Source organism: Streptomyces sp. NPDC056161 (assembly GCF_042268025.1).
Lineage (GTDB): Bacteria > Actinomycetota > Actinomycetes > Streptomycetales > Streptomycetaceae > Streptomyces.
Window position 1 is genome coordinate 65,581 of the sequence record NZ_JBHJUV010000027.1, and the last position, 14,476, is coordinate 80,056.

13 protein-coding genes, 1 tRNA gene and 1 pseudogene are annotated in these 14,476 nt (G+C 70.4%); 5 read left to right on the forward strand and 10 right to left on the reverse strand.

Features of this window, described 5'->3' with window-relative positions; genetic code table 11:
• Positions 1–228 precede the first annotated feature (228 nt).
• On the reverse strand, positions 229–723 hold the full coding sequence (locus ACFC09_RS24760) for a hypothetical protein (RefSeq protein WP_376532036.1): 495 nt from the start codon (positions 721–723) through the stop codon (positions 229–231).
• On the opposite strand from ACFC09_RS24760, the pseudogene ACFC09_RS24765 reads away from it, so the two are divergent.
• Positions 710–850: pseudogene (locus ACFC09_RS24765) on the forward strand (DUF397 domain-containing protein); the annotation flags it as partial. The gene ACFC09_RS24760 and the pseudogene ACFC09_RS24765 overlap by 14 nt on opposite strands.
• Before the next feature lie 130 nt (positions 851–980).
• On the opposite strand, the gene pth reads toward ACFC09_RS24765, so the two are convergent.
• The 6 genes from pth to ACFC09_RS24795 form a co-directional block, all read right to left on the reverse strand.
• Entirely contained in the window at positions 981–1,577 is a 597-nt protein-coding gene (gene pth, locus ACFC09_RS24770) for an aminoacyl-tRNA hydrolase (protein ID WP_376532038.1), read from the reverse strand.
• 77 nt (positions 1,578–1,654) lie between these two features.
• Positions 1,655–2,251, reverse strand: coding sequence for a 50S ribosomal protein L25/general stress protein Ctc (locus ACFC09_RS24775; protein WP_376532040.1), 597 nt, complete (start codon positions 2,249–2,251; stop codon positions 1,655–1,657).
• A gap of 267 nt (positions 2,252–2,518) precedes the next feature.
• The gene (locus tag ACFC09_RS24780; protein ID WP_376532042.1) at positions 2,519–3,499 is read right to left on the reverse strand and encodes a ribose-phosphate diphosphokinase; all 981 of its coding nucleotides are present in this window, start codon (positions 3,497–3,499) and stop codon (positions 2,519–2,521) included.
• Positions 3,500–3,628: 129 nt separating this feature from the next.
• A complete protein-coding gene (gene glmU / locus ACFC09_RS24785; protein ID WP_376532044.1) occupies positions 3,629–5,077 on the reverse strand; it encodes a bifunctional UDP-N-acetylglucosamine diphosphorylase/glucosamine-1-phosphate N-acetyltransferase GlmU in 1,449 nt (482 codons plus the stop codon).
• Between the two features lie 111 nt (positions 5,078–5,188).
• Positions 5,189–5,263 (reverse strand) — tRNA-Gln (locus tag ACFC09_RS24790).
• Positions 5,264–5,286: 23 nt separating this feature from the next.
• Positions 5,287–6,147 carry a hypothetical protein gene (locus tag ACFC09_RS24795; protein WP_376532046.1) on the reverse strand — a complete coding sequence of 287 codons (861 nt, stop codon included), beginning with the start codon at positions 6,145–6,147 and terminating at the stop codon, positions 5,287–5,289.
• 166 nt (positions 6,148–6,313) lie between these two features.
• On the opposite strand from ACFC09_RS24795, the gene ACFC09_RS24800 reads away from it, so the two are divergent.
• Entirely contained in the window at positions 6,314–7,627 is a 1,314-nt protein-coding gene (locus tag ACFC09_RS24800; protein ID WP_376532048.1) for a sensor histidine kinase, read from the forward strand.
• 44 nt (positions 7,628–7,671) lie between these two features.
• Here the strand turns inward: ACFC09_RS24800 and ACFC09_RS24805 are convergent, their stop codons facing one another.
• Together ACFC09_RS24805 and ACFC09_RS24810 are read right to left on the reverse strand one after the other, a co-directional pair.
• Entirely contained in the window at positions 7,672–8,169 is a 498-nt protein-coding gene (locus ACFC09_RS24805) for an SUKH-3 domain-containing protein (protein WP_376532050.1), read from the reverse strand.
• 125 nt (positions 8,170–8,294) lie between these two features.
• Entirely contained in the window at positions 8,295–8,846 is a 552-nt protein-coding gene (locus ACFC09_RS24810) for a YwqJ-related putative deaminase (RefSeq protein WP_376532052.1), read from the reverse strand.
• Between the two features lie 299 nt (positions 8,847–9,145).
• On the opposite strand from ACFC09_RS24810, the gene ACFC09_RS24815 reads away from it, so the two are divergent.
• The gene (locus tag ACFC09_RS24815; RefSeq protein WP_376532055.1) at positions 9,146–10,174 is read left to right on the forward strand and encodes an SMI1/KNR4 family protein; all 1,029 of its coding nucleotides are present in this window, start codon (positions 9,146–9,148) and stop codon (positions 10,172–10,174) included.
• A 165-nt stretch (positions 10,175–10,339) separates the two neighbouring features.
• On the opposite strand, the gene ACFC09_RS24820 is transcribed toward ACFC09_RS24815, so the two are convergent.
• On the reverse strand, positions 10,340–10,492 hold the full coding sequence (locus ACFC09_RS24820; protein WP_376532147.1) for a hypothetical protein: 153 nt from the start codon (positions 10,490–10,492) through the stop codon (positions 10,340–10,342).
• A 55-nt stretch (positions 10,493–10,547) separates the two neighbouring features.
• Here ACFC09_RS24820 and ACFC09_RS24825 point away from each other — a divergent pair, with 55 nt between their 5' ends.
• Together ACFC09_RS24825 and ACFC09_RS24830 are read left to right on the forward strand one after the other, a co-directional pair.
• A complete protein-coding gene (locus ACFC09_RS24825) occupies positions 10,548–13,421 on the forward strand; it encodes an SUKH-4 family immunity protein (protein WP_376532139.1) in 2,874 nt (957 codons plus the stop codon).
• A gap of 164 nt (positions 13,422–13,585) precedes the next feature.
• Entirely contained in the window at positions 13,586–14,473 is an 888-nt protein-coding gene (locus ACFC09_RS24830) for a cellulose-binding protein (RefSeq protein WP_376532057.1), read from the forward strand.
• The last annotated feature ends 3 nt before the right edge of the window (positions 14,474–14,476 follow it).

The following is a 14,476-nucleotide window of genomic DNA, read 5'->3' on the forward strand; positions in this document are numbered from 1 at the left end:
CCACGCGGCCCGGACCACCGAAGCCGTCCGTACGGCCAGGACCACCGAACCCACCCGCACGGCCGCGAACGCGGAAGCCGCCCGCAGGGCCAGGAACACCGAAGCCACCCGCAGGGCCAGGAACGCGCAGAACCCACCCGCACGGCCGCGAACGCGAAAGCCACCCGCAGGGCCAGGAACGCGCAGAAGCCACCCCCACGGCCGCGAACGCGGAAGCCGCCTGTCCGCCTATATGGCCAAGAACGCCGCGGTGAGCAGCACGAACCCCGCGCCCGCGAGCATCCACGCGATCCGGGCCAGCCGCAGCCCGCCCGCCACCACCACCGCGGCCAGCAGCAGCGCACCGCCCAACGGCACCCAGGCGCCCAGGACTCCGGCCGGACCCGACCGCACGACCTCGTCGGTACCCGGCTTCACCACCACCGCGTACGTCTCGTTCTTGCGCACCGCCACACTCTTCGTGATCACCACGCTCCGGCGCGCCCTCGCCCCCGCCGAAGCCGGCGCGAACGGCCCCGAACAGGTGTCGTCGCCGCAGCTCGTCACCTTGACCGTGCCGCGCTCCCGGCCCTTCGTCAGCATCGGGTACTGCGCGGTCCCCCACGAACCCCACACCCCCGCCACCAGAATCAGCACGGCGACCGCCCCCATCGCCGCGAACCGCAGCGCGGTGACCGAGGACTGACGGGACGTGGCGGCAGTGGCAGGCATGGCCGGGATCATTGGCCATAACCACGCCGCGCGTCAAACCCCCCGCAGAAGCCACCACACCGAGGGCGGCAACTGCGTCGAGATCACCCAAGACTCTCCCGGGCAGCTGCCGGCACGCGACAGCAAGCGACCCGCAGGAACTGCCGCCGTCCCGCCATCGACAGCAGTGGTGTCAGGACGTCCTTCGTGGCCGCCGCCCGGGACGGCGGGACCTGAGCCGAGGCGGACACCCACCGCCCGAGCCCCGCCACCCGTCCCGGCGGCGGGGCTCACGAGTTGTACGAACTCTGCGCCCGCTCCAACCCCTCCGCCACCAGACACTCCACCGCGTCCGCCGCACGGTCCACGAAGAAGTCCAGCTCCTTGCGCTCCGCCGACGAGAAATCCTTCAACACGAAATCGGCCACCTGCATCCGCCCCGGCGGCCGCCCGATCCCGAACCGCACCCGGTGGTAGTCCGACCCCATCGCCTTAGTGATCGACTTCAACCCGTTGTGCCCGTTGTCCCCGCCGCCCAGCTTCAGCCGCAGCGTCCCGTAATCGATGTCCAGCTCGTCATGGACCGCCACCACGTTCGCCACCGGCACCTTGTAGAAGTCCCGCAACTGGCTCACCGGGCCACCCGACAGATTCATGTACGACTGCGGCTTGGCCAGGATCACCCGCCGGCTCCCCGGACCCGCCGGACCGATCCGGCCCTCCACGACCTGCGCCTGCGCCTTCTGCGCACGCTTGAACTTCCCACCGATCCGCCCCGCCAGCAGATCGGCCACCATGAACCCGACATTGTGCCGGTTCATCGCGTACTCGGGTCCCGGATTGCCCAGCCCGACGATCAGCCAGGGGGCACCTACAGGGGTGGTCACGGCCTTCTCCTTCACACACAACAGCCGCCGCTCCCCCCAGGGAGCGGCGGCTGGAGCCTATACCGCCGAACCGCCGATCACGCCTCGGCAGTCGCCTCCTCGCCCTCGGCGGCCGTCTCAGCGGCCTCCTCGGCCTGCGCGGCCAGCACCTGGAGGACCACCGCGTCCTCCTCCACCGCCAGCGTCACACCCGACGGCAGGACGATGTCCTTGGCCAGGACCGACGCACCGGCCTCCAGACCCTCCACGGACACCGTGACGGCCTGCGGGATGTGCGTGGCCTCGGCCTCCACCGGCAGCGCCACCAGCACGTGCTCCAGCAGGTTGCCACCCGGGGCCAGCTCACCCTCGGCCTGCACCGGAACCTCGACCGTGACCTTCTCGCCCCGCTTGACCAGCAGCAGGTCGACGTGCTCCAGGAAACCCTTGACCGGGTCACGCTGCACGGCCTTCGGGATCGCCAGCTCGTCGGACTTGCCGTCGATGTCCAGCGCGATCAGGACGTTCGGCGTACGCAGCGCGAGCAGCAGCTCGTGACCCGGCAGCGTCAGGTGCAGCGGCTGCGAACCGTGACCGTACAGAACGCCGGGAACGTTGTTGTCACGACGGATACGACGCGCGGCACCCTTGCCGAACTCGGTACGCGTCTGAACGGCGAGCTTCACCTCGGACATGATCACTCCTCGTAGAGGCAGTAGGACTACGGGCAACCCCGGCCCACTCGAAGCCTGGGGAAAGTCACCCGGCCACGAACGGCCTGCTACGAAGAGCGCGTCGATAACGGACCACCACGCCCCGCCCAAAACGGGACACGGCCTCCCTCGCCGAGCAACCCGAGCAGTCTACTCGGCAAGGAAGGCCACACCCAAAAGGATCTTCAAGCCGGCGACGACCCGGCCCCACCCGGCGGAAAAACGCTCAGCCGGACCCCAGCAGAAACCTCACTGCTCGTCGAAGAGACTGGTCACCGAACCATCCTCGAACACCTCACGCACCGCACTCGCAATCGTCGGAGCGATCGACAACACCGTGATCTTGTCCAGATCCCGACCCAGCTCACCCGGCGTCGGCAACGTGTTCGTGAACACGAACTCACCCACCCGCGAGTTCTTCAACCGATCCGCCGCCGGACCCGACAGCACACCGTGCGTCGCCGTCACGATCACATCCTCCGCACCATGCGCGAACAACGCGTCCGCAGCCGCACAGATCGTCCCACCCGTGTCGATCATGTCATCGACCAGCACACACACCCGGCCCTTGACCTCACCCACCACCTCGTGGACCGTCACCTGATTCGCCACGTCCTTGTCCCGCCGCTTGTGCACGATCGCCAGCGGCGCCCCCAACCGGTCACACCACCGATCCGCCACCCGAACCCGGCCGGCATCCGGAGAAACCACCGTCAGCTTCCCGCGATCCACCTTCCCGCCCACATAATCCGCCAGCAACGGCAACGCGAACAGATGATCCACCGGACCATCGAAGAAACCCTGGATCTGATCCGTGTGCAGATCAACGGTCAGGATCCGGTCCGCACCCGCCGTCTTCATCAGATCCGCGATCAACCGCGCCGAGATCGGCTCACGCCCACGATGCTTCTTGTCCTGACGCGCATACCCGTAGAACGGCACGATCACCGTGATCGAACGCGCCGACGCACGCTTCAACGCATCGATCATGATCAACTGCTCCATGATCCACTTGTTGATCGGCGCCGTATGGCTCTGAATCAGAAAACAATCCGCACCACGAGCCGACTCCTGGTACCGGACATAGATCTCACCATTGGCGAAATCGAAGGCCTTCGTCGGGACAACCCCGACCCCCAGTTGATGGGCGACCTCCTCAGCAAGCTCGGGGTGGGCGCGGCCGGAGAAGAACATCATCTTCTTCTCGCCGGTCGTCTTGAACCCGGTCACAGCACTGTCTCCTCAGAGGTGTCGCCAGCCCTACGAGCAACCCCCCCCAGAACAAGAGAGGCCCACTCGGCTGGTCCGTGCGGATGTGCACTTATCACGGTACGCCGTGTTCCACGTACCTGTTTCCGGTCAGTCTTCGCTACGCCCCTGCCCCGACGCCGCCTCCGCAGCCTTCGCAGCAGCACTCCCCGGACGCTTACGCGCCACCCAACCCTCGATGTTCCGCTGCTGACCACGGGCCACAGCCAACGAACCAGGCGGCACATCCTTCGTGATCACAGACCCCGCCGCCGTATACGCACCGTCCCCCACCGTGACCGGCGCCACAAACATGTTGTCCGCCCCCGTACGACAATGCGCACCCACCGAAGTGTGATGCTTGTCCTGCCCGTCATAGTTCACGAACACACTCGCCGCACCGATGTTCGTGAACTCACCGATCGTCGCATCACCGACATACGACAGATGCGGCACCTTCGTACCCTCCCCGATCCGGGCATTCTTCGTCTCCACGAACGTCCCCACCTTCCCCCGCACACCCAGACGCGTCCCCGGACGCAAATACGCGAACGGACCCACACTCGCCCCCGCCCCGATCTCCGCCCCATCCGCCACCGTCGCATCCACCCGCGCACCCGCACCCACCACCGTGTCCGTCAACCGCGCACGCGGCCCGACCACCGCACCCTCAGCCAACACCGTCGAACCACACAACTCCGTACCAGGATGAACCACCACATCCTGCTCGAACGAGACCATCACATCGACCCACGTCGTCGCCGGATCCACCACCGTCACACCCGCCAACATCGCCCGCTCCAACAACCGGTCATTCAAAATGCGACGCGCCTGCGCCAACTGCACACGGTTGTTGATACCGGCGATCTCCCGATGATCACCCGCCACACACGCACCCACCCGATGCCCCGCCCCCCGCAGGATCCCGAGAACATCCGTCAGATACTCCTCACCCTGACTGTTGTCCCGGCGCAACTTCCCCAGAGCCTGCGCCAGCAACTGCCCGTCGAACGCGAACACACCCGAATTGATCTCACGGATGGCACGCTGCGCCTCATCGGCGTCCTTGTGCTCCACGATCTCCGTGACCGCACCCGAGACACCGTCACGCACGATCCGCCCGTACCCGGTCGCATCCGGCACCTCCGCCGTCAGCACCGTCACGGCATTGCCCTCGCCATGGTGCGCCGCCGCGAGCCGCCGCAACGTCTCACCCGTCAGCAGCGGAGTGTCCCCGCAGACCACGATCACCGTCCCGTCGACACCACCCCCCAGCTCCTCCACGGCCATCCGCACGGCGTGCCCCGTGCCGTTCTGCCGGTCCTGCACGGCCGTCCGCGCCTGCGGATCCAGCTCGGCGAGATGCGCGGCGACCTGCTCCCGCGCGTGCCCCACCACGACGACCAGCTCCTGGGGGGACAACTCACGTGCGGCGGCCAGCACATGGCCGACCAGGGAACGACCACAGATCTCGTGCAGGACCTTGGGTGTGGCTGACTTCATACGGGTGCCTTCACCCGCTGCGAGAACGACGACGGCGGCCGGGTGAATGGCGCTCACGGAGTTTGCCCTTCGGCTTTGACGGGTGGAGGACATCCGCAGGATACCGGGGCGATTTGTTGGGGACATGAGAGCGGGCCCTGACTGGGGGGTCAGGGCCCGAACCTAGCGTGGCTCCCCCGCCAGGACTCGAACCCGGACAGATGGCACCAAAAGCCACAGTGCTGCCAATTACACCACGGGGGAACATTCTCGACCAAACCGGACAATTAGTCGGTCTGTCGAGTGGCGCCTCCTACTATGCCGTACCAGGCGCCCTCGGCGCGACGATACAAGTCGGCGCTTCCGAGTACATAGATGGTCAGACAGCCGTGGTACGCCTCCGACGTGTTCTTCCGGCTCGTCTTCGGGTTGTGCTTCTTGAGGGTGGCCCGCTGGAAGGCGGACGGCGCCACGCCCACCAGTCCCGCCCAAAACTCTTCGGCGTCGATCACGTCGGCCGACTCGTGGATGCTCACCCGGAAACGCAGGCGTTCGCGCTCCACCCCGAGTACTTCGAGCCAGCGCAGGTACAGCCGGATGACATTCGGGTCGCTGTTGATGAATTGCAGTCTTTCGCGACGGTTGTACGTCTTGTCCTTGGCGCCCTCTGCCCAGTAGAGGACCACGCCCGCCAGGAACATCTCGCGGTCGGACAGGTCACCGATCGCTTGTTCCGCGGTCGCCTTCGTCCGGCGGCGCTCCTCGTCGCGGATGCGGAGCCTCTCCTCCCAGCCCTTGCGGGCGATGGCGGCTGCCTCTTCTGTGGTCCGCCTCCGTTCCGGCTTCGGCAGATCCCGGACCCACAGGGAGATGGAACTCTTCGAGCACCCCAGCTCCACCTGGATCCGGTCGTACGTCCAGCCCTGAAGGCGCAGTTCCCGGGCCCGGTCCCGCAGGTCATCCTTGGCGTTCGGCCGTTTTGTCCATTCCGGCGGTGGCTCGCCCTCCAGGAGTCGGTTGAGGATGGCGTTGTTGTCGAGGTGTAGTCGGTCCCGGATCTGCCGGCGGCTGAGGCCCGCCCGTCGCAGCGCCACCGCCCGCTCCCGCAGTCCTTCGAAGTCGGCGTATTTGCCGTTCATCTGTTCCATGGACATACCGTCCGGCTGGAATGATCCGTTCCGGGGGTAGATGGGAATGGTTCAGCAGTTCGGGGGATATCCGTGGATTTCGGGGTCGTCCGCTCACGGAGTGTGGTGGGTGCGCATAGACGAAACTCACCGGAAAAGCGGCACCCGGCGCCCGTAGGCTGGACGCATGACCACGACGGGGGAAGACCGCACGGCGGCCCATGCCGGGCCGTGGTGGTGGGCGAGGTGGCGCAGTGCGGCGCTCGATGTGAGCCTTGCGGCGGTGTCGGCCGCGGAGTGTGGGGCGGAGGGTCTGCCGTTCGCCCGGGACGCGGGGATCCCGGTGCCGGTCGGGGTGCTGTTCGGGGTGTTGGCCGGTTCCGTGCTGTTGTTGCGCCGGAAGTGGCCCATCGCCGTCGTTCTCGTGGCGATTGCGATCACTCCGGCCCAGATGGGTTTCCTGATGGGTGTCGTCGGCCTGTACACGTTGGCCGCCGCTGAGCTGCCGCGTCGGATCATCGTGGCGTTGGCCGGGATGTCGCTGGTCGGGACGGCGATCGTCACGTTCGTGCGGGTGCGGCAGGACATGGCGCGTGGGGATCTGACGCTCGGTGACTGGTTCGAGCCGTTCGCGTCCATCACGACGTCGTTGGGGTTGACGGCTCCTCCGGTGCTGCTGGGGTTGTACGTGGGTGCGCGGCGCCGGTTGATGGAGAGTCTGCGGGAGCGTGCGGACAGTCTGGAGCGGGAGCTTCAGTTGCTTGCGGAGCGGGCTGAGGAGCGGGCGGAGTGGGCGCGGGGTGAGGAGCGGACGCGGATCGCGCGTGACATGCATGACGTGGTGGCGCATCGGGTGAGTCTGATGGTGGTGCATGCGGCGGCGTTGCAGGCGGTGGCGCGGAAGGATCCGGAGAAGGCGGTGCGGAACGCGGCGCTGGTGGGGGATATGGGGCGGCAGGCGTTGACGGAGTTGCGGGAGATGTTGGGGGTGTTGCGTTCGGGGGATGGTGCGGTGCGGGCTCCGGCTCCGGTGCCGTTGGCGGCTGTGGGGGTGGCTGCTGCGGCGGCGGCGTCGCGGGCGGCGGCGGAGGACGGGGTGGGGGAGGGGCCGTGTCTGTCGGAGTTGGATGAGTTGATCGGGCAGTCGGCTGCTGCGGGGATGGTGGTGGATCTGTCGGTGGAGGGGGTGGAGCGGTCGTATGCGCAGGAGGTGGAGCGGACGGCGTATCGGGTGGTGCAGGAGGCGTTGACGAACGTCCACAAGCATGCGGCGGGTGCGAAGACGTATGTGCGGTTGGCGCATCGTAGGTCGGAGATCGCGATGCAGGTGGAGAACGGGCCGCCGCCCGAGTTGTCGTCGGCTTCGGTGGCGGGGTTGCCGTCGGGTGGTAATGGTCTGCTCGGGATGCGGGAGCGGGTGGTGGCGCTGGGTGGTGTTTTTGTGTCGGGGCCGACGGATGCGGGGGGTTTTCGGGTGTCGGCGGTTATTCCGGCGGTGTGAGGTCGGTGGTGCGTGGTGTGGTGGTGGGTTTGTGCGTGGTGGGGTCAGTTCGTGGTCAGGCGGGTGGGTTGGGTGCCGGCGATGAGGGTGGTGAGGCCGCGGTCGATGTCGGGGCCGAGGTACCAGTCGCCGGTGTGGTCGAGGGCGTAGACGCGGCCTTCGATGTCGATGGCGAGGAGTGCGCCGGTGTCGGGTTCGGCGCCGAGGGGGCAGATCTGGGTGTCGAGGGCGCGGCCGAGGTCGGCGAGGGTGCGGGCGTGGTGGAGGCCGTGCAGGGGGTCGAGGTGGAGGGCGGCGGGGGCGACCTGGCGGCCGGGGCCGGTGGGGGTGATGTGGAGGCTGCCGAATTCGGCCCAGGCTTCTACGGCGGTGGGGAAGACGGCGTGGCGGTGTCCGGCGGGTGAGGTGTGGGCGCGTAGGGCGTCGGCCCAGATCTCGGCCTGGTGTATGGCCCAGCGTCCGGGCTGCCAGCCGGCGGCGCGCAGGGCGGCGTCGACGGGTACGGCGAAGCGGGTGGTGGAGGTGGTGCGGTCGGTGTGCATCTGCCCTTTGTCGGTCGGGATCTTGGTGTGGTGCGGGTGGTGCGGGTGGTGCGGGTGGTGTGGATTGCGGGTGGTGCGGGTGGTGCGGGTGGTGTGGGTGGTGCGGGTGGTGGTCGGGGGTGGGGTCAGCGGTTTGTCGTGGCGGGGTCGATGATGCGGACGCCGAAGTGGTCGCTGAGGGCGGTGCAGGCGCGGCAGGGTGTGGCGAAGGTGCCGTGCAGGGGGTCGCCGTCCTCGCGTATGCGGCGGGTGGTGAGTTTGGCGTGTTTGAGGGCTTTGCGGGCTTCGCCGTTGGTCATGGGTTTGCGGGCGGCGCGTTTGCTGCGGGCGGCGTCGGCGGTGGTGATGTGGCGTGAGATGAGGATGGTCTCGGCGCAGCGTCCGGTGAAGCGGTCGCGTTGGTCGCTGGTGAGGGTGTCGAGGAAGTCCTGGACGAGTGGGTGCAGGGAGGGGGTGTGGTCGCTGCGGGCGGCGGTGCCGGTGAGGGTGTCGCCGCGGACGGAGAGGGCGGCGGCGACGGTCGGCAGGATGCCGTCGCGGCGGTGGAGCAGGGTGGGGACGTGGGGTGATTCGGTGTGGCTCCAGCCGATGCGGGGGTCGCCCGATGGCCCGTCGCCGGTGCCGGCCCGCGCTTCGGCGTGGGCGTTCGCATGTGGTCCCGTCTGCGTCGCGTTCATGATCGTCTTTACCTCCCCGGGCATCCCCCGAAGGACACAGAGTGCCAAATGCCGTGGCGGGTGCGGAAGCTGGGGCGGTGCGACACGCCCGGGTTTGGGCAGGCTGTCACGGTGCGGTGACCTTTGGTCACGGAAGTGGAGGCCCGGTGACCGGTGCTTGTGCACCGCATAGGCTGTCGGCACCGCGCTGGGTGCGGTCAACGCGTCGGTGACGTTGGAGAGACAGTCGGATACGGGTCGTGGCGCGCCGTGCGTGGTGTGGTTGTGGCTCGTACAGAGTGCCGCAGGGGGCAAGCGCCATGACGACAGGTCGGCCCGTGCTGGGGGCGCCACCCGGCCGCCAGGCTGGGGGAGGGGTCGCGCCGCCGAACGCGGCTTATGCCGGGCAGGTCGTGCACTTTCCGGATCCGGTGCGGGCGGCGCGGCATCCGAGGGGGGTGCGGGTCGATGAGCGTGGTTATCCCGATTTCTCTCCTTATGCGCGTGCGGCGGCGGAGATCGCCGATCCGCCGGAGGGCTTCGGCGTCGACGAGTTGCGGTTGACTGACTATGTGTCGGCGAACGCGGCGTTGTCGGCGTCGGGGCACGAACTGTGGGACACCGTTGCGGAGGTGGCTACTCCGCATGGCTGGACCTGGCATCACGTGGTGGGTTCGCGGCGTCTTGAGCTGGTTCCGGTCGAGGTGAAGGCGTTGTTGCGGCATCACGGTGGGGTGGCCACGACCCGTGTCGACCAGGGCAAGCGGGGCACGCGGCCGTTGCAGGAGACGCGTCCGGCGCATTTCGGGCTGCCCAAGTCGGGTGTGGCGGTGACGGAGCAGCAGGTGCAGGGGGTCGAGGAGGATCTGGGGTATCGGTTGCCGGGTGGGTACCGTTCTTTTCTGAAGGCGGCGGGTGGTTGTGCGCCGGTGGGTACGGCGTTGGACGCCGAGTTGGGGCTGTTGCTGGACCAGCCGTTCTTCACCGTGCGGGACGAGGCGGCGGTCAACGACCTGGTGTATGTGAACAAGTGCCTGCGTGATCATCTGACCAAGGACTATCTGGGTGTGGCTTTCGTCCAGGGTGGTTTGCTGGCGGTGAAGGTCCGGGGTGAGCGGGTCGGTTCGGTGTGGTTCTGCGTGTACGACGATGCGCGGGACGTGGATCCGGCGTGGCCGCCGGCGGAGCGGGTGGCGCGGTTGCTGCTGCCGTGCGGTGAGGATTTCGATGCCTTCCTGTCGCGGCTCGCGGGCAGTCCGCCGGAGTTGTCGACGGTGGCGAATCTGATGGTGGACGGCGGTTTCGCGGCTGCGGTGCCGGTGTCGTCGGCCGGGTCTGCGGGGGAGTGAGCTTGCGATGGTGACGTTTGCGCAGGCGCAGGATCGCGCGGAGGAGTGGATCAACGGGGACGTGCCCGCGTACCAGCATCGTGAGGTGCGGGTGCGGGAGTTCGAACTCGGTTTCGTGGTGTGGGGTGAGGACCGGGCCGCGGGGCCGCGTTCGGACGCGGGTGGTCAGCGGTTGGTGATCGCGCGGGACAGCGGGGAGGCGACGTTGTGGCCGGCGTTGCCGGTGGGGGAGGTGATCCGTCGGTTCGAGGAGGAGTACGGCCGGGCGGCGCACGAGGCCGAGGGGCCGCGGGCGCCGGTGGCGCGGGTGGATCTCAACCAGACGTCGTTCCTGCTGAGTCCGCCGGAGTGGTTGCAGGAGGCGGCGGACAAGTTGGGGATGTCGCAGGGGCGTTCGTCCGGGGGGTCTTCAGGGGGTTCTTCCGGTGGTTCTCCGGGGGGTGCGTCGGGTGGCGTCGGGCTGCCGGGGACGTCGGCCGGGGATGGGGGTGTGTCTCCGCCGTCCGTGGCGCGGGGGTCGTCGGCGGGCGCGGACACGGGCGTGGTGTCGGGGGCGGGGACGGGGGCTGGTTCCGGTGGGTCTTCCGGTGCGGGTTCCGGCGGGTCGGCCGGTACCGGCGGCACCGGTGCTGGTGCTGGTGCTGGGACTGGTGGTTCGTCCGGTACGGGGTCGGCGGCGGCCGGGGGTTCCGGTCCGAGGTGGCCGGCGGCCGGGGGCGCCGGTGCCGGGGTGGGTGCCGGTGCGGTCGCGCCGTCCGTGCCCGTGGGGGCGACGCCCTGGACGGGTACGGACACCAACGCGGACCTCGGCGAGGACCGTTCCGTGCCGCTTCCCCAGACGGTGTTCGCACCGCCGTTGGGCGACTCGGACGACGATCCCGAGCCGCCCGCCGTCGCGCCGGATGCGCGGACGGCTCTGATGCCGGGTGGCAGTCGACTGCCGCGTACGGCGATCGAGCCGCGCTCCGGCGTCCCGGGCGTGCCGGGGACGCCGGGTGGTCCCCAGGGCAGCACGCCGCCGCCCGTGCCGACTCCGCAGGGGAGCGCGCTGCCGCCTCCGCCGCCGGGTGCGCCGGATGTGCCGCAGGGGAGCGTGCCGCCGCCCTCGCCGGTTCCGCCGCGGGGCAGTGCGCCGCTGCCTCCGCCGGGCGTGCCGTCGTACGGCTATCCGCAGGGGCCGGTGGCTCCCGGAACCGCGGTGCCGGGAGCGGTGCAGGGTGGTCCTTCTCATCCGCAGGGGCCCACCGCGCCGCCTTCTCCGGGTGTGCCGCAGGGCAGTACGCCGCTCGTGGCGGGTGCGGGTGACATCACGGGCGCCGCCACGAGCAGGTCCGTGCCGCCGCGCCGCGGGGGCAGCGGTCCGGGCGTGCCGCCTCCGCCGCCGGGTGCTCCGGGCAGCCCGGGTGCGCGGCCGGGGAGCGCGCCCCCGCCCGCCGCGGGGCCCGGTGCGCCGGGTGTGCCGCCCGGCGGTCACGCGCCCACGCGGTTCGTGCCGCCGCACGGCGCCGACGACGGTCCGGGCGGTGCCGGTCCCGGTGCGTCCGGCGCCCCGAAGCCGCCCGGTGCCCCGGGCGACACCCCGCCCGGCAACGTGCACCACGCGGCCACCGTGTTCGCCGGCATGAACCGGCCGGACCTCGGCGACGGCACGGGTGGGGACGCTCCGCGGTCTCCCGGTGCCCCGCGGCCTCCGGGTGCTCCGCGATCCCCGGGTGCTCCGGGTGTGCCGAACCCGTCGGCCGTTCCCGGTGCGCCTCCGGTACCCGGCGCGGCCCCCCAGTCGTCGGTGCACCTTGAGGAGACCATGCTGGCCGCGCGCCAGGTGACCGGTCCGGGCACGCCCGCGCCGCCGCAGGCGCCCGGGATGCCGCCGGGCCCGCCGCGGTCGATGCCGCCGGGCCCGCCGCCGTCGGTGCCGCCGAGCGCGGTCCCGCCGCCCGCCGGGCCGGCACCGGGGCAAGCCGCGCCGGGGCAAGCCGCGCCGGGGCAGCCCATGCCCGAGCCCATGCCCGGCCGGCCGGTACCGGGCCGACCGGCTCCGCAGCAGTCCGTCCCAGGTCAACCCGCCGCAGGCCAGCCCGTGCCGGGAGGCCCCGCGCCTGGTCAGCCCGTGCCGGGAGGTCCCGTGCCGGGAGGTCCCGTACCGGGAGGTCCTGTGCCGGGTCAGCCCGTACCGGGTCAATCCGTGCCGGGGGCGCCCGCCCCGGCACATCCCGCCCCCGGACTGCCCGCCCCCGGGCAGTCCCCCGCGTACGGGTATCCGCAGCAGGCGCAGCCGACGGTCGGTCCGGGCTATCAGGCCGTGCTGCGCTATCGCGCGCAGGACGGTTCCGAGCAGCAGTTGATCCGGCGGTCGGCGCCGGGTACGCCGCACCCGGAGTGGCAGATCTTCCACGAGTTGCGTGCCATGAACGTCCCGCCGGACCAGGTGCTCGAACTCCACACGGAGCTGGAGTCCTGCGAACTGCCCGGCGCCTACTGTGCGCGGATGATCCGGGAGCAGTGGCCGCAGGCGCGGATCACGAGCATCGCGCCGTACGGTACGGACCACGCGAGCCGGCAGCAGGGCGTGCGGCAGTTGCTCGCGCACCAGGGTGAGTTGCACCAGGTGGCGGACGGGCCCGCGCGGCCGGGGCCGGTGCGGGCGCCGCTGCCGCCGGTGCAGGTGGCGCCGCCGGTGCCGCCGGAGGGGATCGGGCAGGAGCTGGCGGCGGTGTTCGGGCCGGGCGTGTACCGGTTCGAGCAGGCCGCGGTGGACCGGCAGGGGGTGCCGCCGGTGGTGGCGCACACGTTGGTCGTGGCCGGGCTGCCGGTGGACCTGGGCCCGTTCTTCTGGGCGCAGACCCAGCCGGGCCGTCCGGTGCCGACGCTGGCGGAGCTGGCGCAGGAGCGGGGGGTGCGGGCGGCTCTGGACGCGGCCTCGTACCTGGTGATGGGTACCGACTTCGGCCGGTCGGTCTGCGTGCAGTACGGCACGGCGAACATCGTCGCCGTGCCGATGGAGGCGGGGCCGGGCGGGGTGTCCGTGCCGCCGCAGTTCGTGAACACCGGGCTGCCGGAGTTCGTGCGCTGTCTGGCGCTGCTCGGCCGGATGTGGCGGCTGCGGTACGGGTTGAACCAGGAGCAGGCGGGCCGTTGGACCGTCGACTTCCAGGCGCAGCTCGCCTCGCTCGACCCGGCGGCGCTCGGTTCGCCGGAGAGCTGGTGGTCGGTGCTGCTGGAGCAGATGTGGGACGGCCTGTTGTAGTCGCGTCCAGGTGAGCCCTTGGGGCCGGGTCCGGTCGAGTGATCGGACCCGGCCCTTTTTGCGTGTCGTAAACATTTGCGGCTGATTACCAGTTGTGCCTGTTTCATCCTGTTGTGCGGCGAAATCATCATTTCGTGTGCGTTCGACGGAGAGGGGTTCCCAGGATGAGCAGCGCATCGATGTCGTCGCACGGCTTCCTGGCCGTCCGGGGGCGCGGCTACCGCGCCGGGCAGGTGGACGCGTACCTGGCGGCGCTCTGGCAGGAGCGGGACGCGGCGTGGGAGCGGGCCGCGCGGCTGACCGTACTGGCCAGGGACATGGAGGCGGAGGCGGACCGGCTGCGGGAGGCAGCCGCGCGGGCGGTGCCGCAGACGTACGAGACGCTCGGCGAGGGGCCGCGGCAGATCTTCCGGCTGGCCGAGGAGGAGGCGGCGGCGCTGCGGGAGTCGGCCCGGCGGGACGCGCGGGAGGAGGTGGCGCGGGCCGAGGAGTACGCGCTCGGGGTGCGTCGGCCGGCGGAGGAGGAGGCGGTCGTGGTCCGCGAGGAGGCCGAGGAACGGGCCCGTCGGCGGCTGCTCGCGGCGCGGGCCGAGGCGGACGAGATCCGCATCGGTTGCCGGCGTGCGGTGAAGGAGCAGCGCGGTGAGGCACTTGCCGCGCTGCGGGAGGTGCGGCAGCGGACCGCGGGGATGCTCGCCGAACAGGCCAAGGAGCAGGCGGCGGTGTGGGCGGCGGCGGATCACGAGGAGCTTGAGCTGGCCGCGGCGCGGGAGACCGGGGACGCCGAGGCGGTGGTCCGGGCCGAGGCCGCGCTGGTCGCGGCGCAGCGGGAGTTCGGGGCGGCGCAGGAGGCGGCGCGCCGGTACCAGGAGGAGGCGCACGTGCGGGCCGCCGAGGTCATCGCCGAGGCGCGGGTGCAGGAGGAGCGGATCGCGCGGGAGACCGAGCGGGTGCTGCGTGAGCACGGTGAGGTGTGGGACGAGATGCAGGCGCAGATGGACTGCGTGCGCGACAGCCTCACCTCCCTGACGGGCCGTACCGCCTGGGAGTGACCC